Source organism: Streptomyces iranensis, assembly GCF_017874715.1.
Taxonomy (GTDB): Bacteria; Actinomycetota; Actinomycetes; order Streptomycetales; family Streptomycetaceae; genus Streptomyces; species Streptomyces iranensis.
The window spans coordinates 25,273-50,137 of sequence record NZ_JAGGLR010000018.1 but is presented as its reverse complement, the minus strand read 5'-3'; the positions used below and the strand labels follow the sequence as shown (position 1 = coordinate 50,137).

The 24,865-nt window shown below is 71.3% G+C and carries 19 protein-coding genes; 16 read left to right on the top strand and 3 right to left on the bottom strand.

Going from position 1 to position 24,865, the window contains the following annotated elements; all coding sequences use genetic code 11:
• Nucleotides 1–290 precede the first annotated feature (290 nt).
• Entirely contained in the window at nucleotides 291–557 is a 267-nt protein-coding gene (gene rpsT, locus J2Z30_RS30455; protein WP_044575435.1) for a 30S ribosomal protein S20, read from the bottom strand.
• A gap of 264 nt (nucleotides 558–821) precedes the next feature.
• Here rpsT and lepA point away from each other — a divergent pair, with 264 nt between their 5' ends.
• The 4 genes from lepA (at nucleotide 822) to hemW (ending at nucleotide 8,635) form a co-directional block, all read left to right on the top strand.
• The gene (gene lepA / locus J2Z30_RS30450) at nucleotides 822–2,699 is read left to right on the top strand and encodes a translation elongation factor 4 (protein ID WP_078956889.1); all 1,878 of its coding nucleotides are present in this window, start codon (nucleotides 822–824) and stop codon (nucleotides 2,697–2,699) included.
• A 229-nt stretch (nucleotides 2,700–2,928) separates the two neighbouring features.
• Nucleotides 2,929–4,818, top strand: a complete 1,890-nt coding sequence (locus J2Z30_RS30445) for an AMP-dependent synthetase/ligase (protein WP_044581940.1) — start codon at nucleotides 2,929–2,931, stop codon at nucleotides 4,816–4,818.
• Between the two features lie 236 nt (nucleotides 4,819–5,054).
• A complete protein-coding gene (locus J2Z30_RS30440) occupies nucleotides 5,055–7,118 on the top strand; it encodes an ATP-binding SpoIIE family protein phosphatase (protein ID WP_044575442.1) in 2,064 nt (687 codons plus the stop codon).
• A 284-nt stretch (nucleotides 7,119–7,402) separates the two neighbouring features.
• Nucleotides 7,403–8,635, top strand: coding sequence for a radical SAM family heme chaperone HemW (gene hemW / locus J2Z30_RS30435; protein WP_044575446.1), 1,233 nt, complete (start codon nucleotides 7,403–7,405; stop codon nucleotides 8,633–8,635).
• Between the two features lie 152 nt (nucleotides 8,636–8,787).
• Here hemW and J2Z30_RS30430 read toward each other — a convergent pair whose 3' ends face one another.
• Together J2Z30_RS30430 and J2Z30_RS30425 are read right to left on the bottom strand one after the other, a co-directional pair.
• Nucleotides 8,788–9,609 carry a DUF3097 domain-containing protein gene (locus J2Z30_RS30430; protein ID WP_044575449.1) on the bottom strand — a complete coding sequence of 274 codons (822 nt, stop codon included), beginning with the start codon at nucleotides 9,607–9,609 and terminating at the stop codon, nucleotides 8,788–8,790.
• Between the two features lie 84 nt (nucleotides 9,610–9,693).
• Nucleotides 9,694–10,416, bottom strand: coding sequence for an MBL fold metallo-hydrolase (locus J2Z30_RS30425; RefSeq protein WP_044575454.1), 723 nt, complete (start codon nucleotides 10,414–10,416; stop codon nucleotides 9,694–9,696).
• A 164-nt stretch (nucleotides 10,417–10,580) separates the two neighbouring features.
• Here J2Z30_RS30425 and hrcA point away from each other — a divergent pair, with 164 nt between their 5' ends.
• The 12 genes from hrcA (at nucleotide 10,581) to J2Z30_RS30365 (ending at nucleotide 24,733) form a co-directional block, all read left to right on the top strand.
• Nucleotides 10,581–11,597 (top strand): heat-inducible transcriptional repressor HrcA, encoded by a 1,017-nt coding sequence (gene hrcA / locus J2Z30_RS30420; protein WP_044575456.1) that lies wholly within the window; start codon nucleotides 10,581–10,583, stop codon nucleotides 11,595–11,597.
• A complete protein-coding gene (gene dnaJ / locus J2Z30_RS30415) occupies nucleotides 11,598–12,731 on the top strand; it encodes a molecular chaperone DnaJ (RefSeq protein ID WP_044575459.1) in 1,134 nt (377 codons plus the stop codon).
• 241 nt (nucleotides 12,732–12,972) lie between these two features.
• Nucleotides 12,973–14,064: a nitronate monooxygenase gene (locus J2Z30_RS30410; protein WP_044575461.1), complete on the top strand. Its 1,092-nt coding sequence runs from the start codon at nucleotides 12,973–12,975 to the stop codon at nucleotides 14,062–14,064.
• Nucleotides 14,061–14,804 (top strand): 16S rRNA (uracil(1498)-N(3))-methyltransferase, encoded by a 744-nt coding sequence (locus J2Z30_RS30405; RefSeq protein WP_044575463.1) that lies wholly within the window; start codon nucleotides 14,061–14,063, stop codon nucleotides 14,802–14,804. The genes J2Z30_RS30410 and J2Z30_RS30405 overlap by 4 nt, the downstream gene beginning before the upstream one ends.
• Before the next feature lie 210 nt (nucleotides 14,805–15,014).
• The gene (locus J2Z30_RS30400; protein WP_052701588.1) at nucleotides 15,015–15,671 is read left to right on the top strand and encodes a hypothetical protein; all 657 of its coding nucleotides are present in this window, start codon (nucleotides 15,015–15,017) and stop codon (nucleotides 15,669–15,671) included.
• 77 nt (nucleotides 15,672–15,748) lie between these two features.
• On the top strand, nucleotides 15,749–16,108 hold the full coding sequence (locus J2Z30_RS30395; RefSeq protein ID WP_020871390.1) for a histidine triad nucleotide-binding protein: 360 nt from the start codon (nucleotides 15,749–15,751) through the stop codon (nucleotides 16,106–16,108).
• Between the two features lie 3 nt (nucleotides 16,109–16,111).
• Nucleotides 16,112–17,032 carry a ribonuclease Z gene (locus tag J2Z30_RS30390; protein WP_044575465.1) on the top strand — a complete coding sequence of 307 codons (921 nt, stop codon included), beginning with the start codon at nucleotides 16,112–16,114 and terminating at the stop codon, nucleotides 17,030–17,032.
• Nucleotides 17,033–17,175: 143 nt separating this feature from the next.
• A complete protein-coding gene (locus J2Z30_RS30385) occupies nucleotides 17,176–18,291 on the top strand; it encodes a carbohydrate kinase family protein (RefSeq protein WP_078956891.1) in 1,116 nt (371 codons plus the stop codon).
• A 229-nt stretch (nucleotides 18,292–18,520) separates the two neighbouring features.
• Complete coding sequence (locus J2Z30_RS30380; protein ID WP_052701589.1) at nucleotides 18,521–19,525, top strand: PhoH family protein; 1,005 nt, start codon at nucleotides 18,521–18,523, stop codon at nucleotides 19,523–19,525.
• A gap of 12 nt (nucleotides 19,526–19,537) precedes the next feature.
• Nucleotides 19,538–20,035 carry an rRNA maturation RNase YbeY gene (gene ybeY, locus J2Z30_RS30375; RefSeq protein WP_044575469.1) on the top strand — a complete coding sequence of 166 codons (498 nt, stop codon included), beginning with the start codon at nucleotides 19,538–19,540 and terminating at the stop codon, nucleotides 20,033–20,035.
• Nucleotides 20,032–21,342, top strand: coding sequence for a hemolysin family protein (locus J2Z30_RS30370; RefSeq protein WP_044575470.1), 1,311 nt, complete (start codon nucleotides 20,032–20,034; stop codon nucleotides 21,340–21,342). The genes ybeY and J2Z30_RS30370 overlap by 4 nt, the downstream gene beginning before the upstream one ends.
• 409 nt (nucleotides 21,343–21,751) lie before the next feature.
• Nucleotides 21,752–24,733: a beta strand repeat-containing protein gene (locus tag J2Z30_RS30365; protein WP_044575472.1), complete on the top strand. Its 2,982-nt coding sequence runs from the start codon at nucleotides 21,752–21,754 to the stop codon at nucleotides 24,731–24,733.
• The last annotated feature ends 132 nt before the right edge of the window (nucleotides 24,734–24,865 follow it).

Here is a 24,865-nt window from a genome sequence, read left to right as displayed (position 1 = left end):
CGTACGGATTGGGTGTTTCCCCCGGTGTCGACATGACGTGAACATACCCGAATTAAGCGCGAAAGCCCCGCGCTGTCCTGGGGAAAGGACAGGCGCGGGGCCTTCGTATCGATCAAGTGCGCCGCACCCGCGTGGCGAACGCAGGCCGCGTGCGGCGCGGTACCGCTGAAGGGGCTGAAGAGGCTCTCGACTGCCGGTCGGAGCGGGTGAGAGGGACCGCTGTGTCCGAACCGGCTGGAGACCAGCCCCGGAAGGCGTCAGTCAGCCTTCGAGGTCAGCCCCGAAAGGCGTCAGCCCTGGATGCTGGAGACCTGCTGGGCGAGCGCCGACTTCTTGTTGGCGGCGTTGTTCTTGTGCAGAACGCCCTTGCTGACGGCCTTGTCGAGCTTGCGCCCGGCGATGCGGATGGCCTCGGCGGCCTTCTCGACGTCACCGGCGGCCACGGCCTCGCGGGTGCGGCGGATGGCGGTCTTCAGTTCGGACTTGACCGCCTTGTTGCGCAGGCGCGCCTTCTCGTTCGTCTTGTTCCGCTTGATCTGGGACTTGATGTTCGCCACGTAAAAGCCTTCGCAGGTTCGTTGGGTTTCACTTGCTTCGTGGTGCGTCCGAGCCCATCGAGACGTCCGTGAAGACGTCCACGGCGCCCCTCACGAAGATGTCCTTGGAGATCTCCGTGAAAGAGGGGGCACGAGACACAGTCGGCCAGGTTACCAGCAGGGTCCATGGCGTCCCAAACCCGGAAGAGGTCGCCATTCATGGGACCATGGACGGGACTGACCCATACCGATAACACCGAGTCCCGCCTACACACAGGACCCTGCGTGCCCGCGACCCCTACCAATGTGCCGGAGCCGAGCCGTACCGACCCGGCTCTGATCCGTAACTTCTGCATCATCGCGCACATCGACCACGGCAAGTCGACGCTCGCCGACCGCATGCTCCAGCTGACCGGGGTGGTCGAGCAGCGGCAGATGCGCGCGCAGTATCTCGACCGCATGGACATCGAGCGCGAGCGCGGCATCACGATCAAGTCCCAGGCGGTCCGGCTGCCCTGGGCGCCGACGAAGGACGAGGGCGGCGAGCCCGCCACCCACATCCTCAACATGATCGACACCCCCGGCCATGTGGACTTCACCTATGAGGTCTCGCGTTCCCTCGCCGCGTGCGAGGGGTGCGTCCTGCTGGTCGACGCGGCCCAGGGCATCGAGGCACAGACCCTCGCCAACCTCTATCTGGCGATGGAGCACGACCTCACGATCATTCCGGTCCTCAACAAGATCGACCTGCCCGCCGCCCAGCCCGAGAAGTTCGCCGCCGAGCTCGCCCACCTCATCGGCTGCGACCCCTCCGACGTGCTGAAGGTCTCCGCCAAGACCGGCGAGGGCGTGGCCGAGCTGCTGGACCGGGTCGTCAAGCTGGTTCCCGCCCCGGTGGGCGTCTACGACGCTCCCGCCCGCGCGATGATCTTCGACTCCGTCTATGACGCCTACCGGGGCGTCGTGACCTATGTGAAGGTCGTCGACGGCACGCTCAGCAGGCGCGAGCGGATCAGGATGATGTCCACCGGCGCCGCCCATGAGCTGCTGGAGATCGGCACCAACTCGCCGGAGATGACCCCCGCCGACGGGCTGTCCGTGGGCGAGGTGGGCTATCTGATCACCGGTGTGAAGGATGTCCGCCAGTCCAAGGTGGGTGACACGATCACCCAGGTCAGCGGCGGTGCGCAGGAGCCGCTGGGCGGCTACAAGGACCCCAAGCCGATGGTGTTCTCGGGGCTGTATCCGCTGGACGGCTCGGACTACCCCGAGCTGCGCGAGGCCCTGGACAAGCTGCAGCTCAACGATGCCGCGCTGGTCTACGAGCCGGAGACCTCGGCCGCGCTCGGCTTCGGCTTCCGCGTCGGCTTCCTCGGGCTGCTGCACCTGGAGGTCATCCGTGAGCGCCTGGAGCGCGAATTCAATCTCGACCTGATCGCCACCGCACCCAATGTGGTCTATCGGGTGGAGATGGAGGACGGCACCGAGCACACGGTGACCAACCCCAGCGAGTTCCCGGTGGGCAAGATCGACACGGTGCATGAGCCGGTCGTCCGGGGCACCATCCTCGCCCCGAGCGAGTTCATCGGCGCGATCATGGAGCTGTGCCAGAACCGCCGCGGGGTGCTGCTCGGCATGGACTACCTCTCCGAGGACCGGGTCGAGATCCGCTACACCCTGCCGCTCGCCGAGGTCGTCTTCGACTTCTTCGACCAGCTGAAGTCCAAGACCCGCGGTTATGCCTCGCTCGACTACGAGCCCACCGGGGAGCAGACCTCCGAACTGGTCAAGGTCGACATCCTGCTGCACGGCGACAAGGTGGACGCGTTCTCGGCGATCACCCACAAGGACAAGGCGTACGCGTACGGCGTCCGGCTGGTCGCCAAGCTGCGCGAGCTCATCCCGCGGCAGAACTTCGAGGTGCCCATCCAGGCGGCCATCGGCTCCCGGGTGATCGCCCGTGAGACGGTCCGTGCCATCCGTAAGGACGTCCTCGCCAAGTGCTACGGCGGTGACATCTCCCGTAAGCGGAAGCTGCTGGAGAAGCAGAAGGAAGGCAAGAAGCGGATGAAGATGGTCGGCAGTGTGGAGGTGCCCCAGGATGCCTTCATCGCGGTGCTGTCCTCCGACTCCGACGGCAAGGACTCCAAGGCGAAGAAGTAGCCCCCCGGGAGAAATGGCCGCAAGGCCGGAGCACCGGGGACAGTGTGGTCAGCGGGCCTGGCGTGATGGATGCGCCGGGCCTGCCGCCTTCCCGGGCCGCTCTTGGGCATCTCGTGAGAACAACGTGACCCAGCCCCCTTACGCCGTAAGGATTCGGCCCCTACCCTGATCACCTACTCGAAGGTTACTCGCGAGTCACCAAGCAATGATGCGGGCCCCGGAGGATGCCGTGACCGACACACAGAACTTGCTCGAGAACCGGCCGCCGTCCCTGGCGACGCACTTCCTCCAGCGCGTCGAGGCGACACCGGACAAGGAGGCGTACCGGTATCCGGTGCCTCCTGCCTCGGGCACGGGCCCCGATGAGTGGCGGCCGCTGACCTGGCGGGAAAGCGCGGATCGGGTCTTCGCCATCGCCGCCGGGCTGATCGATCTGGGCATCCGCCCCGAGGAGCGGGTGGCGCTGGCCTCCTCGACCCGCGTGGAGTGGATCCTGGCCGACCTCGGTGTGCTGTGCGCGGGCGCGGCCACCACCACGGTCTACCCGACCACCAACGCCGACGAGACCTCCTTCATCCTCTCCGACTCCGGCAGCCGGGTGCTGATCGCCGAGGACGCGGCGCAGCTCGCCAAGGTGCGGGCGCAGCGCGAGGAACTCCCCGAGCTGGCCCATGTGGTGGTGATCCAGGCCGACGACGCGGTCCCCGCCGCGGACGACCCCGAGGGCTGGGTGCTCTCGCTCACCGAGCTGGAGAAGCGGGGCACGGCCCTGCTGGAACGGCAGCCGGACGCGGTACGGGAGCGGATGGACGCCCTGCGCAGCGATCAGCTGGCGACGCTCATCTACACCTCCGGTACCACCGGGCGCCCCAAGGGCGTACGCCTGGCGCATGACTCCTGGTCGTACATGGCCATTGTGATCGGCAATCAGGACGGACTGCTCTTCGCCGACGATGTGCAGTACCTGTGGCTGCCGCTCGCGCATGTCTTCGGCAAGGTGCTGACGGCGGGACAGATCTACGTCGGCCACACCACGGCGGTGGACGGCCGGGTCGACAAGATCATCGACAATCTGCCGGTGGTCCGGCCGACCTATATGTGCGCCGTGCCGCGGATCTTCGAGAAGGTCTACAACGGGGTGGCCCAGCGGGCGCGCGAGGGCGGAGCGGCCCAGTACAAGATCTTCCAGTGGGCGGCCGAGGTCGCCCGCGACTACGCCAGGGTCTCTCAGGACAACTTCCGCCGCACCGGCACCGCCTCCGTGCCCTTCGGCCTCCGGGCCCAGCACGCGGTGGCCGACAAGCTGGTCTACGGCAAGCTGCGCGAGGCGTTCGGCGGCCGGCTGCGGGCCGCGGTGTCCGGCTCCGCCGCGCTCGCGCCCGACATCGGCTACTTCTTCGCGGGCGCCGGGATCAACATCCTGGAGGGCTACGGTCTGACCGAGTCCAGCGCCGCCAGCTTCCTCAACCCGGCGGACTACCGCACCGGTACGGTCGGCAAGGCGTTCCCGGGCCTGGAGGTGCGGTTCGCCGAGGACGGCGAGGTGCTGCTGCGCGGCCCCGGCATCATGCAGGGCTACCACGGGCTGCCGGAGCTGACCGCGCAGGTGCTGGAGTCCGACGGCTGGTTCCACACCGGGGACATCGGCGAGCTGTCCCCCGACGGCTATCTGCGGATCACCGACCGCAAGAAGGACCTGATCAAGACCTCGGGCGGTAAGTACGTGGCCCCGGCGGAGGTCGAGGGCCAGTTCAAGGCGGTGTGCCCGTTCGTCTCCAACATCCTGGTGCACGGCGCCGACCGCAATTACTGCACCGCGCTGATCGCCCTCGACGAGCCCACGATCATGAAGTGGGCGGGCGACCACGGCCTCGGTGGCAAGACCTACGCGGAGGTCGTGGACACCGATGAGGTGCGGGAGCTGATCGGCGGCCATGTGCAGCGGCTCAACGACGGGCTGCAGCGCTGGCAGACGATCAAGAAGTTCCGGCTGCTGCCCCGCGATCTGGACGTGGAGCACGGGGAGTTGACGCCCAGCCTGAAGCTCAAGCGCCCGGTCGTCGAGCGTGAGTACAAGGACCTGATCGAGGACATGTACGCGGGCGCGCGGGAGGTTTAACGGGCAAGGATACGACCCCGCACCGGATTTCAGGTTGACCGGCCCGCCGGACACATGAATTTTCCCCTTATCGCGGTTCACTTGCGTAACCCGGTGCATATGAGGGCGGTCCGTCTGTCACTCTGTCCGTGCCGGATACGGTTACGGATACGGCGTTATGACGGAGCTTCTTCAGGAGCCGCACAGTGGGGACGTCATCTTCTGCCACTTCTGGTGGGTCGGTTGAGGGCGGTGGGGTGGTTCTACCGGTCGGGGGTGGGGTCGGCCCCGTCCGTACCAGCGCATCGGCACGCGTCAATCTGCCCTGCAGCCCGCTCGCGGCCTCGGCCGCGCGCCGGTTCGTCCGTGCCGCCCTCGCCGACTGGGCCGCGCTCGAGGTACCGGCCGCCGACCGGGTCACCGACCAGGTGGCAAACGAGGCCGTACTGCTGGTGAGCGAACTGGTCACCAACGCGGTGGTGCACGCCGGCACCGCCGTCGAGGTGAGCTGTGCGCTGGATGTGTCGGACCGCGAGGGCGAGCCGCCGTCCCTGGTGGTGGAGGTGACCGATCACCATCCCACCCGCGTGGTGCGCGGCGATCCGCCGGATGCGGACGAGCCGCCGGAGTACGCCGGGGGCCACGGACTGCGGCTGGTGGCCGAGATCGCCGAGTCCTGGGGGACGACCTACCGGCGGGCGACCAAGTCGGTGTGGTTCCAGATGGCGGTGGCGCCCACGGGCCCGGCAGCCGCGGGCGCCATGGGCTCGGGCTTCATGGACGCCGCGGCCGCCGTGGACCCCGTGGACGGGGCGAACGGGGGCGCGGCCGGACCGGACGGCGGCTTCGGGACCGGGGTCGTCTCTGGGGGCCTGGAATCCGTTCCTGAGGGCCTGGGGACCGTCGGTGAAGGCCGTAAGGAGGCCGTCGAGGCCGTCGAGATCGTGGCGCCCGCGCAGGGCCTCGTCCCGGTCCGCCGCGACCCCGAGTGGATCCAGCGCGGCGCGCTCTCCTTCCTCGCCGAGGCGTCCGATCTGCTGGCCGGGCAGTTCGACGAGGACATGGTCACCTCGCTGGCCGGACAGCTGCTGGTGCCCCGGCTCGCCGACTGGTGCGCGATCTGGCTCGACTCCACGAGCGGTCCGCCGCGGCTGGCCCGGGTCTGGCATGCCAGCGAGGGGCGCATCGAGGGCCTGCGGCAGGTGCTGGAGAAGGAGCCGCCCCATGTGCCCACTGCTGTCCGCGGCAGCGCCGTGGAGTGGCCCTGGCCCGCCGACCCGGCCGCGTACGGGCCCGGTGGCGCGGCCCTCGCGTGCCGGCTGGTTGCGGGCGGCCGCGCGCTCGGCACGCTGCTGCTGGGGCGGGCCGGGCTGGTGCGGATGCCGGCCGAAGTGGTCGGCCTGGTCGAGGACTTCGCCCGCCGCGTCGCCCTGGCGCTCGCCTCCGCCCGCCGCTACACCCGCCAGGCGACCATCAGCCGGGTGCTCCAGCGCGGGCTGCTGCCGTCCGTGATCCCGCGGATCCCCGGAGTCGAGTCGGCGGTGGTGTACGAGCCGACCGGCGAGATCTCGGCCGGGGGCGACTTCTACGACGTCTTCCCGGCCGGTGACGGCCGCTGGTGCTTCGTCCTGGGCGACGTCTGCGGGAACGGCCCGGAGGCGGCCGTGGTGACCGGCCTCGTCCGGCCCTGGCTGCGGCTGCTCGCCCGCGAGGGGTACGGCGTGGGAGAGGTCCTGGACCGGCTCAACCAGCTGCTGGGCGAGGAGGCGGTGGAGCAGGCCGTCGAGGGCGCCGCGGAGGCCGTGGTGGCCGGTGTGGAGGCCGTGGGAGGCCCCGCCGGGGTCGTGGAGCTGGTGGACGGCGGCCTGGTCGGAGGCGCGGGGCTGTCGGCGGGCGGCGGGGTCGCGCGGTTCCTGTCGCTGCTGTACGGAGAGCTGGAGCCGCTGGGCGACGGCCTGGGGGTGCGCTGCACGCTGGCCAGCGCGGGGCATCCGCTGCCGCTGGTGCTGCGGCCCGACGGCGAGGTGCGGACGGTCGCGGCGCCGCAGATATTGCTGGGCGTCGTGGACGATGTGTCGTACGAGAGTGAATCGTTCGATCTGACGCCCGGGGAAACGCTGCTCTGTGTGACGGATGGGGTGACGGAGCACCGATCGGGCGACCGGCAGTTCGACGACGAGGACGGCTTGGCGGCGGCGTTCGCGCTGTGCGGAGGGCTGAGCGCGCGGCAGGTCGCGGAGCGGGTGCGCCGGGCGGTGGACGAGTTCGCGGCGGAGCCGCCGGACGACGACCTGGCGATGCTGGTCCTGAAGGTGCTCTAGGGCGCGTCCGGTGCTCCAGGGGCGCCCGGTGGGTCGTGACGCCCGCGGCGGGCCACGCGGCGGAGCCGCATATCGGTGCTTCCCCCTCCCCGCCCCTTCCCGCAACTGGGGCTTCGCCCCAGACCCCGGCCGCGTCGCAGGCGGCACGGCCGGCGCCCTGGCCGGTGAGCTGATCGCGGCGACGGTCGGCTCGTCGGCCCCGGGGCCAGGGACGGAGCCCCTGCCGGCGTCTGGGCGCCGTCTCGTGGTCCCGGGTGGCGCCGGTCGTGCCGGACAATGGGGGCATGCCTTCCGTATTGCCTGATGGTGAGCCCATGCCCGAGGACGGCGCACTGCCCGCGACCGCTTTGGCGGGGGCGGAGCGGCGGCCGCTGGGGTTCTATCTGCACGTGCCGTACTGCGCCACCCGCTGCGGCTACTGCGACTTCAACACCTACACCGCCAGTGAGCTGCGCGGTTCCGGCGGGGTGCTCGCCTCCCGGGACAACTACGCCGAGCAGGTCGTCGAGGAGGTGCGGCTGGCGCGGAAGGTGCTGGGGGACGACCCGCGGGCCGTGGAGACCGTGTTCGTCGGCGGCGGGACCCCGACACTGCTCGCGGCGGCGGACCTCGGGCGGATGCTCGGGGCGATCCGGGACGAGTTCGGGCTGGCCGAGGGGGCCGAGGTCACGACCGAGGCCAATCCGGAGTCGGTCGATCCGCGGTATCTGGCGGAGCTGCGGGAGGCGGGGTTCAACCGGATCTCCTTCGGGATGCAGAGTGCCCGGCAGCACGTCCTGAAGGTGCTGGACCGTACGCACACCCCGGGGCGCCCGGAGGCGTGTGTGGCCGAGGCGCGGGCGGCGGGATTCGGCCATGTGAACCTGGACCTGATCTACGGGACGCCCGGCGAGAGCGACACGGACTGGCGGGCCTCCCTGGAGGCGGCCCTCGGGGCGGGCCCGGACCACGTGTCGGCGTATGCGCTGATCGTGGAGGAGGGCACCCAGCTGGCGCGGCGGATCCGGCGCGGCGAGGTGCCGATGACCGACGACGATGTGCACGCGGACCGCTATCTGATCGCCGAGGAGACCCTGTCGGCCGCCGGGTTCGCCTGGTACGAGGTCTCCAACTGGGCCACCTCGCCCGCCGGGCGCTGCCGCCACAACGAGCTGTACTGGCGCGGCGCCGACTGGTGGGGCGCGGGCCCCGGCGCACACAGCCATGTGGGCGGTGTGCGGTGGTGGAACGTGAAGCACCCCGGGGCGTACGCACAGGCCCTGGGCGAGGGCCGGTCGCCCGGCGCGGGCCGGGAGCTGCTGTCCGCCGAGGAGCGCCGGGTGGAGCGGATCCTGCTGGAGCTGCGGCTGGCCGAGGGCTGCCCGCTGGAGCTGCTGCGCCCGGCCGGGGCGGCGGCCGCGGCGCGGGCCCTGGAGGACGGTCTGCTGGAGCCGGAGCCGTACGGGCGCGGGCAGGCCGTGCTGACGCTCCGGGGGCGGCTGCTGGCGGACGCGGTGGTGCGGGACCTGGTCGACTGAGGCGGGGGCGTCGGAGGGCCGATACGGAAGCCCTCGGGCGGACTGAAACGGAAGCCGTTGGGCCGTACGGAAGCCGTTGGGCCGTACGGAAGCCGTTGGTCCCTACGGAGGCCGTCGGCCCCTATGGGAGCCATGAGCCCTTACGGAGACCGTCAGCCCTGTGGGGCCGTCACGAAGTCGATCAGCTCCTCCACCTTCCCCAGGAGCTCCGGCTGGAGGTCCTTGTAGGAGTGGACCGACGACAGGATCCGCTGCCAGGCGGCCCCGGTGTTCTCCGGCCAGCCCAGGGCGCGGCAGACGCCCTTCTTCCAGTCCTGGCCGTGCGGCACCGTCGGCCAGGCCGGGATGGAGAGGGAGGACGGCTTCACGGCCTCCCAGATGTCGATGTAGGGGTGGCCGAGGACCAGCACATGCTCGCCGGTGACCTGTGCGGCGATACGGGACTCCTTGGAGCCCGTCACCAGATGGTCGACGAGGACGCCGAGCCGGGCGTCGGGGCCGGGGGCGAAGTCGTCGACGATGGCGGGCAGATCGTCGACGCCCTCCAGGTACTCCACGACGACGCCCTCGATGCGCAGATCGTCGCCCCAGACCCGCTCGACCAGCTCCGCGTCATGGCGCCCCTCGACGTAGATGCGCCCCGCGCGGGCGACCCTCGCACGGGCTCCCGGGACGGCGATCGACCCCGAGGCCGTGCGCTGGGGCGCGCTTGGGGCCGCCGCACGCGGGCGTACGAGGGTGACGACACGCCCCTCGAGCAGAAAACCGCGCGGCTCCATGGGGAAGACGCGATGTTTACCGAAGCGGTCCTCCAGAGTGACCGTCGGACCCTGGGCGGTCTTCTCGCAGCGGATCACGGCACCACAGAATCCGGTGGTGACCTCCTCCACGACGAGGTCCGCTTCGGCGGGGACCTCGGGGGCGGGCCGCTGCCGCTTCCACGGCGGGGTCAGGTCCGGGTCGTACTGTCGCATCCGGATGACGATAGCGTGCGACGGCCACCCGCTCCCGCAGGCGCACAACCGCGCGAGCGACTAGGCGAACGACTAGAGCGACGGTTAGCCGGACACGCCGAAGCGGGCGGCCAGTTCGTCGCGTTGGGCCCGTACGAACGCGGCGTCCACCACGGAGCCGTGCCCCGGGACGTACCTCGCGTCCGCGCCGCCGAGGGCGAGCAGCCGGTCGAGGGCGGCGGGCCAGTGGCCGGGGATCGCGTCGGGCCCGGCCTGGGGCGTGCCGGACTCCTCCACCAGATCGCCGCAGAAGACCACCTCGGGCCGGCCGGGCACCAGGACGGCCAGATCATGGGCGGTGTGGCCGGGCCCCACATTGGCGAGCAGCACCGTACGGCCGCCGAGGTCGAGGGTGAGCTCCCCGCAGACCAGGTGGTGCGGGGAGGCCAGATGGTCCACGGCCTCGGTGGCGGCGTCCCGGTCCACCCCGTGGCGGATCGCGTCCTCGCGCAGCGTCTCCCGCTCACGGCGCAGCAGCTCGTCCAGTCCCGTGGCCCCGTAGACCTCGCAGCCCGCGAAGGCGGCCGCGCCCAGGACGTGGTCGAAGTGCGGATGGGTGAGCGCGATCCGGGTGGGGCGGCGGCCGGTCAGCCGGGTGATCCCGGAGCGCAGCTCGGCCCCGGCGCGCAGGGTCGCGCCGGTGTCCACGACGAGGATGTCGGCCCGTCCGACGACCACGCCGACCGTCTCGTCCCACTCCGGCATCCGACGGCGGGCCACACCGGGCGCGAGTCGCTCCCAGCCTGCCTCTTCCCAACACGTCTCCATACCGCGACGCTAGCTCAACGGGGATGGGGGAGAGTTGCTGCCAGCGGCGGCTCTTGCCCATGCCACCGCACCCCGCCGTACACTGGCGGAGGGGCTCTGGCACTCGTGCCCGGTGAGTGCCAGGCGGACGACCTGATGAGACCGCTGGACTGGAGGTGCGCGGGGTGCTCAGCGAACGCAGACTCGAGGTGCTGCGTGCCATTGTCCAGGACTATGTGGGGACGGAGGAGCCGGTCGGCTCCAAGGCGCTCACCGAGCGGCACCGGCTGGGGGTCTCCCCGGCCACCGTGCGTAACGACATGGCCGCTCTTGAGGACGAGGGCTTCATCGCCCAGCCGCATACGAGCGCCGGGCGGATCCCGACGGACAAGGGCTACCGCCTCTTCGTGGACAAGCTGGCCGGAGTCAAGCCGATGTCCAGCCCGGAGCGGCGGGCCATTCAGAACTTCCTGGACGGTGCGGTCGACCTCGACGACGTGGTGGGGCGCACGGTCCGGTTGCTGGCGCAGCTGACCCGGCAGGTGGCGGTGGTGCAGTATCCGTCACTGACCCGTTCGACGGTGCGCCATGTGGAGCTGCTCCCGCTGGCCCCGGCCCGGGTGATGCTGGTGCTGATCACCGACACCGGCCGGGTGGAGCAGCGCATGGTCGACTGCCCCACCCCGGTCACCGAGGATTCGCTCGCCGATCTGCGCGCCCGGCTCAACAGCCGGGTCGTGGGGCGGCGTTTCGCGGATGTGCCGCAGTTGGTGCAGGATCTTCCGGAGTCCTTCGAACAGGAGGACCGGGGGACCGTCTCGACCGTACTGGCGACCTTGCTCGAGACGCTCGTGGAGGAGACCGAGGAGCGGCTGATGATCGGCGGCACCGCGAACCTCACGCGTTTCGTGCATGATTTCCCCCTGACGATCCGGCCCGTTCTGGAAGCACTCGAGGAGCAGGTCGTCCTCCTCAAGCTGCTGGGCGAGGCCAAGGACTCGGGTATGACCGTGCGGATCGGGCATGAGAATGTTCACGAGGGGCTCACTGCCACCTCGGTCGTCGCGGTCGGCTACGGTTCCGGCGACGAGGCGGTCGCCAAACTCGGCGTGGTCGGACCGACCCGCATGGACTACCCCGGAACGATGGGAGCGGTACGCGCAGTGGCACGTTACGTCGGACAGATCCTGGCGGAGTCGTAAGTGGCGACGGACTACTACGCAGTCCTGGGCGTGCCCCGTGATGCCTCGCAGGACCAGATCAAGAAGGCATTCCGGCGGCTCGCCCGCGAGCTGCATCCGGACGTGAACCCGGATCCGAAGACCCAGGAGCGGTTCAAGGAGATCAACGCCGCTTATGAGGTCTTGTCGGACCCGCAGAAGAAGCAGGTCTACGACCTGGGCGGGGACCCGAACGCCGGGCCGGGCGGCGGTGGCGCCGGTGGCTTCGGCGCGGGTTTCGGCAACTTCTCCGACATCATGGACGCGTTCTTCGGCACCGCCTCGCAGCGCGGTCCTCGCTCCAGGACCCGGCGTGGTCAGGACGCGATGATCCGGCTGGACGTGGAGCTCAGCGAGGCCGCGTTCGGGACCACCAAGGACATCCAGGTCGACACCGCGGTCGTCTGCACGACGTGCAGCGGCGAGGGCGCGGCGCCGGGCACCTCGGCGCAGACCTGTGACATGTGCCGTGGTCGCGGTGAGGTCTCCCAGGTGACGCGGTCCTTCCTGGGCCAGGTCATGACCTCGCGGCCGTGCCCCCAGTGCCAGGGCTTCGGCACCGTGGTGCCGACCCCGTGCCCGGAGTGCGCGGGCGACGGCCGGATCCGCTCGCGGCGCACCCTTACGGTGAAGATCCCCGCCGGTGTGGACAACGGCACCAGGATCCAGCTGGCCGGTGAGGGCGAGGTCGGACCGGGCGGCGGCCCGGCGGGCGACCTCTACGTGGAGATCCATGAGCTCCCGCATCCGGTCTTCCAGCGGCGCGGCGACGATATGCACTGCACGGTGACCATCCCGATGACGGCGGGGGCGCTGGGCACCAAGGTGCCGCTGGAGACGCTGGACGGCCTGGAGGAGGTCGACATCCGGCCCGGCACCCAGTCCGGCCAGTCGATCCCGCTGCACCAGCGCGGCGTCACCCATCTGCGGGGCGGCGGCCGGGGCGACCTGATCGTGCACGTCGAGGTGACCACTCCGACCAAGCTGGACCCGGAGCAGGAGGAGCTGCTGCGGCGGCTGTCCAAGCTGCGCGGCGAGGAGCGCCCGATCGGCGAGTTCAAGCCGGGGCAGCAAGGGCTGTTCTCGCGGCTGAAGGATGCGTTCAACGGGCGGTAGGCGCTTCGGCCGGGGGTACGGGGGTTGGCCCCCGGGGGAGTGCGGCAAGCCGGGGCAGCAGGGGCTGTTCTCGCGGCTGAAGGATGCGTTCAACGGGCGCTGAGCAGACCGGAGGAAGTCCGCTACGGTTCGGGCGGGCCCCGAAGGGGCGCGGGGCTGTGTCGATGTGCGGCTTCGCCCCGGCTCGCGGCGCCCTTGATCCGGTGGTGAGCCGGTGCGGAGGGCATGACACGATGTGGCCATGTCCTCCGCGCTGACCGATCTTTACCGGTACCCGATCGTGCAGGCGCCGATGGCGGGTGGAGCCTCCTGCCCGCAGCTCGCCGCCACTGTCTCCGAGGCCGGTGGCCTCGGTTTCCTCGCCGCCGGCTACAAGACGCCGGAGGCGATGTATGAGGAGATCAAACAGCTGCGGGGGCTGACCAACCGGCCCTTCGGCATGAATCTGTTCATGCCGCAGCCGCCCAATCCCGACCCGGCCGCCGTGGCGGCCTACGGCGAGCGGCTCGCGGGCGAGGCCGCCTGGTACGAGACCTCGCTGGGCGACCCGGAGTCGGGCTCGGACGACGCGTACGACGCCAAGCTCGCCGTGCTCCTCGACAACCCGGTCCCGGTCGTCTCGTTCACCTTCGGCTGCCCGACCCGCGCCGTCCTCGACGCCCTCGCCAGGGTCGGCACCCGTACCGTCGTGACCGTGACCTCGCCCGTCGAGGCGCAGACCGCCCAGTGGGCGGGCGCCGACGCCGTCTGTGTGCAGGGCGTGGAGGCCGGCGGCCACCAGGGCACGTACAGCAATGACCCGGCCGCGGACGGGATGGGCGTCGGGCTGGGGCTGCTGTCGCTGATCACGCTGGTCCGTGAGTACGTCCAGATCCCGATCATCGCGGCGGGCGGGATCATGCGGGGTTCGCAGATCGCCGCCGCGCTGGCCGCGGGCGCGGTCGCGGCCCAGCTGGGGACCGCGTTCCTGGTGTGCCCCGAGTCCGGGGCGAACGCCCTGCACAAGCAGGCGATGACGGATCCGCTGTTCGGCCGCACCGAGCTGACCCGCGCCTTCTCCGGGCGCCCGGCCCGGGGCCTGGTCAACCGCTTCATGCGCGAGCACGGCCCGTACGCGCCCGCCGTCTACCCCCAGCTGCACCACATGACCTCCGGCCTCCGTAAGGCGGCCGCGAAGGCGGGCGACCCCCAGGGGATGGCGCTGTGGGCCGGGCAGGGGCACCGGCTGGCGCGTGACCTGCCCGCCACGCGGCTGGTGGAGACGCTCGCGGTGGAACTCGACGCGGCACGGGCCGCGTTGGGCTTTCAGCCCCAGTGGGGTGCGGTGTCGTGACCGCCCCGGTGTTCGTGGCCGACTCCCTGGCGGGGGCGGTCGCGGGGGCCCGGGTCCGGCTGGAGGGCCCGGAGGGGCGCCACGCGGTGTCCGTAAGGCGGCTGCGCATCGGTGAGCCGGTGGTGCTGACGGACGGGCACGGTACGGGCGTCCAGGGCACCGTGGCGGCCGTCGAGGGCAAGGACCGGCTCGAGGTCGTGGTGGACGAGGTGCGCCGGGAGACCGCCCCGGACCCGAGGATCACCGTCGTCCAGGCGCTGCCCAAGGGCGACCGGGGCGAGCTGGCGGTGGAGACCATGACGGAGACCGGCGTGGACGCCGTCGTCCCGTGGTCGGCCGCCCGCTGCATCACCCAGTGGAAGGGCGAGCGCGGCCTCAAGGCGCTCGGCAAGTGGCGGTCGACCGCGCGCGAGGCGGGCAAGCAGTCCCGTCGACTGACCTTCCCCGAGGTCACGGACGCGATGACGACCCGGCAGGTTGCCCGGCTTCTCGCCGAAGCCCAATTCGCCGCTGTGCTCCACGAGGAGGGCGGGGAACCGCTCGCGACGGCTCAACTGCCCGCCAGTGGCGAGATCGTGCTGGTCGTCGGGCCCGAAGGGGGAGTGTCCCCCGAGGAGTTGGCGGCCTTCGCCGAGGCGGGCGCGCGGCCGTACCGGCTGGGCCCGAGCGTGCTGCGCACCTCCACGGCGGGAACGGCGGCCGCCGCGCTGTTGCTCGGGCGCACGGGTCGCTGGGGGTGAGAGGCCCCTCCGAGGGCCCTCGCCGGGCACGCCCGCACCTGGCCGAGGACGGCCTTCCGGTTCGCGCCTGCCGATGGGAACCTACCCCCTATGGGGGTATTGAGCCAGACAAGGCAGGCACGACGGGCAAGGCGGGCAAGACGGGCACGGCGGACAAGGCGGGGACGGACGCTCTTCGCCGTCGCGGCGGTCGGCGCGGCGGCGGTCGCGGTGACGGCATGTGAGCCGACCGGCGGCGGCATCAGCTCCGTGACGGTCGCGATCACCACGGACCAGGTCGCCACCGAGGCGCTGGAGCGGGGCGGTGTCGGCGTCCGCTGGATGAGCTGCAACGCCGAGTTCAGGCACGGCCGTACGGCGGGTGCCGCTTCGGCCTCGCCCTCGCGGAGCGAGCGGTCCGGGGAGACCGACGCACGGGTGGACTGCCACGGCAGGACCGACAACGACAAGGACGTCAGGATCAGGGGCCGGGTCACCTACGTCCGTGAGGACCACTGTGTCCGGGGCGACTTGACCGGGCAGGTGGACGGCCGGAAGGTCTTCGAGGCGCATGTGATCGGGGAGTGCCAGGGCGGTGGCCGGGACACCGAGAGCCCCCGGCCGACCCGCAGTCCCCCCTGGGAGCACCGGACCACGGAGGCCCCGGAGCCGACCCGCAGCCCTCCCTGGGAGCACCGGACGACCGAGGCCCCCGAGCCGACCCGCAGCCACCCTTGGGAGCACCGGACCACGGAGGCTCCCGAGCCGACCCGCAGTCACCCCTGGGAGCACCCGTCCACCGAGGGCGGCCCCGGCCAGGTCGGTGCCGATGACGACGCCGGTGGGGACGGTAAGGGCGGCACCGGGGGCGGCGGTCGGAGCGAATAGCCCGCGATCGCTTCCGTCGGCAGGCCCTCCCGGTACCATCCGGACCGTACGTGCCGACGATCCGTGAGGAGCCACCGGTGGCGGGAGAACCGCAGGCCGATTGCCTGTTCTGCAAGATTGTGTCGGGGGAGGTGCCGGCCACCGTCGTCCGCGAGACGGACACCACCGTCGCCTTCCGCGACATAAACCCCCAGGCGCCCACGCACGTCCTGGTGATCCCCAAGGCGCACCACCCGGACGCCGCCTCCCTCGCGGCGGCCGACCCGCAGGTCACCGCGGATGTGCTGCGCGAGGCGGGCGCGGTCGCCGCGGATGAGAAGCTCGACGAAACGGGCTACCGCGTGGTGTTCAACACCGGCTCCGGCGCCGGTCAGACCGTCTTCCACGCGCATGCCCACGTCCTGGGCGGCCGCGGGCTCAACTGGCCCCCCGGATAACCCTTGTCCGCGCGGGAACTGATCGTCCTCGGCACTGCCAGCCAGGTGCCGACCCGGCATCGCAACCACAACGGCTATCTGCTGCGCTGGGACGGCGATGGCCTGCTGTTCGACCCCGGCGAGGGCACCCAGCGCCAGATGGTGAGGGCCGGGGTCGCCGCCCATGACATCGACCGGATCTGTGTCACGCACTTCCACGGGGACCACTCCCTGGGCCTGGCCGGGGTGATCCAGCGGATCAACCTCGACCGGGTGCCGCACCGGGTGACCGCCCACTACCCGGCGAGCGGACAGCGGTTCTTCGACCGGCTGCGCTACGCGACCGCCTACCGCGAGACGGTGGCGCTGACCGAGGAGCCGGTCGCCGGTGACGGCGCGGTGCTGGCCCGCACCCCCGCGTACACGCTGGAGGCCGTCCGGCTCTCGCACCCCGTCGAGTCCTACGGCTACCGGCTGATCGAACCGGACGGCCGCAGGATGCTGCCCGAGCGGCTCGCCGCGCTCGGCGTCCGCGGCCCGGAGATCGGCAGGCTCCAGCGGGATCGGGTGCTGGAGACCGAGGGGCGCACGGTGGCGCTCGAGGAGGTCAGCGAGGTGCGCCGGGGGCAGCGCTTCGCGTTCATCATGGACACCCGGCTGTGCGACGGCGCCGATGCCCTGGCACAGGGGTGCGATCTGCTGGTCATCGAGTCGACCTTCCTGGACGAGGAGGAGGCCCTGGCCGTCGAGTACGGGCATCTGACCGCCGGGCAGGCCGCCCGGCTCGCCGCCGGGGCCGGGGTGCGGCACCTGGTGCTGACGCACTTCTCGCAGCGCTACGGCGACCCTTCCGAATTCGAGCGCCAGGCGCGGGACGCGGGGTTCGACGGGGAGCTCACGGTCGCCCAGGACCTGATGACGGTGGCGCTGCCCAAACGGCGCTGAGGGCGCCCTGGCGGGGCCGCCGGGACCGATGACCGCCGAGGGTGACGGTGGGCCGACCCCGGCCCGTTGTCGGTGCCATCGTGCACACTGGCCGCACCTGCATCCGACGGCGGAGGCGGACCGGCAAGACCTGGGAGAGCGCGGTGACGACACACGACGGCGGCAAGCTCACGGCGGCGGGCTACCACCTGCTCGACCCGCTCGCGGACGTGCGCCGCCCCGGCGACGCGGACTGCGACGTCTACCTCACCGGCACGGTCTTCCTGGACATCATCTTCACCGGTCTTGACAGCGCCCCGGTCCGCGGCACCGAGTCCTGGGCCCGCGGCATGGGCTCGAGCCCCGGCGGCGTCGCCAACATGGCCACCGCCCTGGCCCGGCTCGGTCTGCGCACCTCGCTCGCCGCCGCCTTCGGCGACGACCACTACGGGGATTACTGCCGGGACGCCCTGGACCACGGCGAGGGCATCGATCTCTCGCTGTCCCGCACGATCCCCGGCTGGCACTCCCCGGTGACCGTCTCCATGGCCTACGAGGGGGAGCGGACCATGGTCTCCCACGGGCATGAGGCCCCGCCGCCCGAGGAGCCCGCGCCCAGCAGCCCGCCCCCGGCCCGCGCCGCCGTGGCCTCCTTGGTGCCCGGCCGCGGCCAGGAGTGGGTCGCCGAGGCCGCCCGCCGCGGCAGCAGGATCTTCGCGGACGTCGGCTGGGACGACACCGGCCGCTGGGACCCGGCCGACCTCGCCGAGCTGGAGCACTGCGAGGCCTTCCTGCCCAACGCCGAGGAGGCGATGCGCTACACCCGCACCGACTGCCCGCGCGCCGCCGCCCGAGCCCTGTCCGACCTGGTCCCGCTGGCCGTCGTCACGCTCGGCTCCGAGGGGGCGTACGCGGTCGACGGCCGCACCGGCGAGACCGCCGAGGTGCCCGCGATCTCCGTGGAGGCACTGGACCCGACCGGGGCCGGGGACGTGTTCGTCGCCGGTTTCGTCACCGGCACGCTCGCCGGGTGGCCGCTCGCCGACCGGCTGGCCTTCGCGGGGCTGACCGCCGCGCTGTCGGTGCAGGAGTTCGGCGGCTCGCTGTCGGCGCCCGGCTGGGTCGAGATCGCCGCCTGGTGGCAGCACGCCCGCGCCTACGACGACCAGCCCGCCCGCGCGCTGCGCCGCTACGCCTTTCTCGACCGGCTGCTCCCGGCCGCCGCCCGCCCCTGGCCGCTGCGCCGGGCCGTCCCGACGATCGGTTTCCGCCAGGCGTAGCGCGGGGCGTGGGCCGGGGGTGGCACGGGCGCGGTCCGGGCCTGGCGCTGGAGCCCCGGGCCCTGGATCATCAAGGGGCGCGGGAGGCCCCGGATGAGCGGGGCGATGAGCGGATAGGAGTAAAAGGGCTCGGGTGTTGTCGGTGCTCCGTCGTACCCTTGGAACCCAAGGTTGTCGAGCGGCGAGAACCCTTGTATCGGGAGGTAGAAGCAGGCCAGAGAGCCGGCCCATGACGCAACCAACCACAGCACCGCAGGCGCATGCGCAGTTCACGGTCCCGAACAAGCACCCCATGGTGATGGTCCTGGGATCCGGTGACGCGCTGCTCCGTGTGATCGAGAACGCGTTCCCGGCGACCGATATTCACGTACGGGGCAATGAAGTCAGCGCCACCGGGGATCCGAAGGAAGTAGCCCTGGTCCAGCGTCTGTTCGATGAGATGATGCTGGTGCTCCGCACCGGTCAACCGATGACGGAGGATGCGGTGGAGCGCTCGATCTCCATGCTGCGCGCGGCTGAGAACGGCGAGAGCGGGGTGCAGGAGACGCCCGCCGAGGTGCTCACCCAGAACATCCTCTCCAACCGCGGCCGCACCATCCGTCCCAAGACGCTCAACCAGAAGCGCTATGTCGACGCCATCGACAAGCACACGGTCGTCTTCGGTATCGGCCCCGCGGGCACCGGCAAGACCTATCTCGCCATGGCCAAGGCGGTCCAGGCACTGCAGTCCAAGCAGGTCAACCGGATCATCCTCACCCGGCCGGCGGTCGAGGCGGGGGAGCGGCTCGGCTTCCTGCCCGGCACCCTCTACGAGAAGATCGACCCGTATCTGCGGCCGCTCTACGACGCGCTGCACGACATGCTCGACCCCGACTCCATCCCGCGCCTGATGGCCGCGGGCACGATCGAGGTCGCGCCGCTGGCGTACATGCGTGGCCGTACGCTCAACGACGCGTTCATCATCCTCGACGAGGCCCAGAACACGAACCCCGAGCAGATGAAGATGTTCCTCACCCGGCTCGGCTTCGACTCCCAGATAGTGATCACGGGCGACATCACCCAGATCGACCTCCCCGGCGGGACCAAGAGCGGTCTGCGCCAGGTGCGGGAGATCCTGGACGGCGTCGAGGATGTTCACTTCTCCATGCTCACCAGCACCGACGTGGTCCGTCACAAGCTGGTCGGCCGGATCGTCGACGCATACGACCAGTACGACAGCCGCAACGGAAAGTAACCGCGAACCCCCATGGCGATCGACGTCAACAACGAATCCGGTACCGATATCGACGAGCGGGCGGTGCTGGACATCGCCCGCTACGCGCTCGCCCGGATGCGTATCCACCCGCTCTCCGAGCTCTCGGTGATCGTCGTCGATGCCGACGCCATGGAGCAGCTGCACATTCAGTGGATGGATCTGCCGGGTCCGACCGATGTCATGTCCTTCCCGATGGACGAGCTGCGCCCGCCGGCCAAGGACGACGAGGATCCTCCGCAGGGCCTCCTCGGGGACATCGTGCTCTGCCCCGAAGTGGCCAAGAAGCAGGGGGAGGAGGCGCCGACCGGGCACTCCATGGACGAGGAGCTCCAGCTGCTCACCGTCCACGGCGTCCTCCACCTCCTCGGCTATGACCACGAGGAGGCGGACGAGCGCGTCGAGATGTTCGGCCTCCAGGCCGCCATCGTCGACGGCTGGCGCGCGGAGCAGGGCGTCACCGGCCCCTCCCCGGCCCCCACCGACCGATGAGCGCGCAGCTCGTCACCGCGGCCGTCCTGCTGGTCGTGGTGGCCTGGCTGGCGGCCTGCGCGGAGGCCGGTCTCGCCCGCACCACCCGGTTCCGCGCCGAGGAGGCCGTGCGCTCCGGGCGCCGGGGCAGCGCCAAGCTGATGCTCGTCGCCGAGGACCCCACCCGCTATCTCAATGTGGCCCTGCTGGTCCGGGTCGCCTGCGAGGTCGCGGCGGGCGCGGTCGTCACGTTCGCGAGCCTGCGCGAGTTCCCCGAGACCTGGAAGGCGCTGACCGTCGCGATCGGCGTGATGGTCCTGGTGTCGTACGTGGCCGTCGGGGTCTCCCCGCGCACCATCGGCGCCCAGCATCCGCTCAACACCGCGACCGTCGCCGCCTATGTGCTGATCCCGCTGGCCCGGGTCATGGGCCCCATCCCGCCGCTGCTGATCCTCCTCGGCAACGCGCTCACGCCCGGCAAGGGCTTCCGCAAGGGCCCGTTCGCCTCCGAGGCCGAGCTGCGCGCCCTGGTGGACCTCGCCGAGCAGGAGTCGCTGATCGAGGACGAGGAGCGGCGCATGGTCCACTCCGTCTTCGAGCTCGGCGACACCCTGGTGCGCGAGGTGATGGTGCCGCGCACCGACCTCGTGGTCATCGAGCGCTTCAAGACCATCCGGCAGGCCCTCACCCTCGCCCTGCGCTCCGGCTTCTCCCGGATCCCGGTCACCGGGGAGAACGAGGACGACATCGTCGGGATCGTCTACCTCAAGGACCTGGTCCGCAAGACGCACATCAACCGCGAGGCCGAGACCGAGCTGGTCTCCACCGCGATGCGGCCCGCCGCCTTCGTCCCGGACACCAAGAACGCGGGTGATCTGCTGCGCGAGATGCAGCAGGATCGCAACCACGTGGCCGTGGTGATCGACGAGTACGGCGGTACGGCGGGGATCGTCACCATCGAGGACATCCTCGAGGAGATCGTCGGCGAGATCACCGACGAGTACGACCGCGAGCTGCCGCCCGTCGAGGATCTCGGCGACGGCACCCACCGGGTGACCGCCCGGCTCGCCCTGGGCGACCTTGGGGAGCTGTACGGCACGGATCTGGAGGACGAGGACGTCGAGACCGTGGGCGGGCTGCTCGCCAAGGCGCTGGGCCGGGTGCCGATCGCGGGCGCCAAGGCCGAGGTGGACGTCCCCGAGGGCGGTATGGACCCCGCGCTCAAGGCGTTGCGGCTGACCGCCGAGTCCCCGGCGGGCCGCCGCAACCGCATCGTCACGGTGCTGGTCGAGCCGGTCCGTGAAACCGCCGCGGCCGAGCCGGAGTAGGCCCCGCGCACGCCGTGATGCGGCCCCGTCCACACCCCGTGGGCGGGGTCACACTGTGCTCCGGGCCGGTCCGCCCCCCCGCTCCCGCCGCATGCGCCGGGGCGCGGCACCCGCCCGCAAGACAGCGGGCCGTCGCGCCGGCGCATCGCCAACGCGCGGCCCGCGCTGCGCCATCTGGGTGGAATAGCCGTCCGCTCCCTGGCCCATCTGGCGTAGGCGCCCGCTTACTTGCAGATACCGACTGGTGGGTCGCCCATACCTCTGTCGGGGGACAGTCGGCCTGTCTGCTTTGACGTAGACAGGTCGGCCGTATGGGCACCCCCGCTCAGAGGCCATGGCTCCGCGTGGCATGCGTCGCGCGGAGCCGGGCGGCTCATCCCCCTGAGCTCAGGAAAGGGCGGCCGCTTCCATGTCCACCACCACGGTGACCTCCACGCCGAATCCCTCCGTCTTCGGCGAATCCGTCACCTACACCGCCACCGTCACCGGCATCACCGCCGGGACCCCTCCGTGGGGCGACGTGACCTTCGTCATCGCCGGAGGCCCGACCCTCGGCCCCGTGACGCTGACCCAGACCGCGGCCGACTCCGGCACGGCGAGCGTGACCGACTCCACCCTCGCCGTCGGCTCCCATCTGGTCACGGCGAACTTCGTCAACTCCAGCGATCCTCTGGACAATTCGTTCGGCACGACCATCCAGCAGGTCAACCAGGCGCCGACCACCACCACCGTCACCTTCGTCCCGCCCGCGCCCGTTTGCGGCGAGACCGTGACCCTGACGGCCAGTGTGGCGGCGGCGCCCCCCGGCAGCGGCACCCCCACCGGTACGGTCACCTTCATCATCAGCGCGGACGGGCCCACGGTGACCGGGACCCTCGACGCGTCCGGGAACGCCTCCGTCACCGTTCCCGCCCTGAGCGTGGGCACGCACCAGGTCGCCGCGTTCTACAACGGCGACACCAACTTCGCCCCGTCCAACTCGCCCTTGACGCCGCTCACCATCAACCCGGCGGCCTCGACCACGACCCTCACCATCTCCCCCGCCTCGCCGGTCTGCGGTGAGACGGTGACCCTGTGCGCCCAGGTGGCGGTCGTCGCGCCCGGCACCTGCACCCCGACGGGCACGGTGACGTTCACCGTCGCCGGCGGTCCGACGCTCACGGCCATGCTGGACGCGACCGGCCAGGCGTGCGTGACCACCAGCGCCATCCCGGTGGGGACCCATGCCGTGACGGCCACCTACGTCGGCACCGGGGACGTCGCGGACTCGATCGATTCCGGTTCGGTCACGGTCGGTCAGGGAGCCTCGACGACGACGGTCTCGGTGTCCCCGGCCGCGCCGGTCTGCGGTGAGGCGATCACCATCTGCGCCCAGGTGGCGGTGGTGCCGCCGAGCACCTGTACGCCCACCGGCACGGTGACCTTCGTGATCACCGGCGGCCCGACCCTGACGGGCACGCTGGACGCGAGCGGCCAGGCGTGCGTGACCACCAGCGCCCTGACCGCGGGGTCGTACACCGTGACCGCCACCTACGGGGGCAGCACGGACATCACGAGCTCCACCGGCACGGCGTCGATCACCGTGGGCCAGGGCGTCTCGGGTATCTCGGCGAACATCTCGCCCAGCCCGTCCGTCTGCGGTGAGCCGGTGACCATCTGCGCGGACGTGAGCGTCGCGCCGCCGAGCACATGTGTCCCCACCGGGAACGTGACGTTCGCCGTCTCCGGTGGTCCGACCCTGACGGGCATGCTGGACGCGATGGGTCAGGCGTGTGTGACGACCAGCGCCATTCCGGTCGGCACGCACAGCGTGACCATCACCTACCCGGGTGACGGGGGCGTCATGGGCTCGACGGCGACCCTCCCCCTGACGGTGAATCAGGCGTCCTCGACGACCACGCTGACCATCACACCCCCCTCACCGTCGTGCGGCCAGTCGGTGACCCTGTGCGCGCAGGTGACCACGACAGCGCCGGGGACCTGTACGCCGACCGGTACGGTCACCTTCACGATCGCGGGCGGTCCGACCCTGACCGGAACGCTCGACGCGACCGGCCAGGCCTGCGTGACGACCAGCGCCATTCCGGTCGGCACCCACGCGGTGACGGCCACCTACTCCGGTGACACCGGCGTCGCCGGGTCGAACGCCGCCGGGTCTGTCACGGTCAACCAGGGCGTCTCCACCACGACCCTGAGCTTCCTGCCCGCTTCCCCGGTGTGCGGCCAGCCGGTGACCCTGTGCGCCCAGGTGACGGTCGCGGCGCCCAGCACCTGCACCCCGACCGGGACGGTGACGTTCACGATCGCGGGTGGCCCGACCCTGACCGGGACGCTCGACGCGACCGGTCAGGCGTGTGTGACGACCAGTGCCATTCCGGTGGGTACGCACGCGGTGACGGCCACGTACGCGGGCAATACGGGCGTGGCGGGCTCCTCGGCCTCCGGCTCCGTCACCGTCGGCCAGGCCGCGTCCACGACCGCGCTGACGATCACGCCCGCTTCCCCGGTGTGCGGCCAGCCGGTGACCCTGTGCGCCCAGGTGACCACGACATCGCCCGGCACGTGCACGCCGACCGGGACGGTGACGTTCACGATCGCGGGCGGTCCGACCCTGACCGGAACGCTGAACGCCAGCGGTCAGGCGTGTGTGACGACCAGCGCCATTCCGGTGGGTACGCACGCGGTGACGGCCACGTACGCGGGCAATACGGGCGTGGCGGGCTCCTCGGCCTCCGGCTCCGTCACCGTCGGCCAGGCGGCCACCACGACCACGCTCACCTCCTCGCCGAACCCGTCCACCCCCGGCCAGAACGTGACCTTCACCGCCACCGTGACCGCGGTGCCGCCGGCGACGGGCACCCCGACCGGGACCGTCACCTTCGTGATCAGCGGCGGACCCACCCTCACCGGCACGCTCAACGGCGCGGGACAGGCCACCGTCAGCACCAACACCCTCACCACCGGGGCGCACACTGTCACCGCCACCTACGGCGGCGACACCTGCTTCGCCGGTTCCACCTCACCGACCATCACCCAGAACGTGGTCGTGGCGCCGGCCGGGACCAACGTGACCGCCAACTCGGCCACCATCCGGCTGCGGATCAACGGCACGTTCGTCATCCCGACCCTGAGCGCGACGCTGAGGGACGCGTCGAACAACCCGATCCCCGGCCAGACCCTCACCTTCGTCGCCAACTCCGTACTGGGCCCGATCGCGCTGGGCAGCGCGGTCACCAACGCCGGCGGCACGGCGACGCTCAGCAACGTCGCCGTCCCGCCGACGGTGATCACCGCCTCGACGTACACCGCCTCCTTCGCGGGCGCACCGGGCCTGAGCCCGTCGTCGGGTTCGGCCTCGCTGACCTTCCAGCCGACGCCGCTCCTCCCGTAAGGGGCTGAGCACAACCGCACAACCGCACAACCGCACAACCGCACAACCGCGTATCGCCCGCGCCGGGCCGCCGCACCGCGGCCCGGCGCGGGCCGCCGTGTGCCCACCGGCGTCACCGCCGGTCAACGCCCC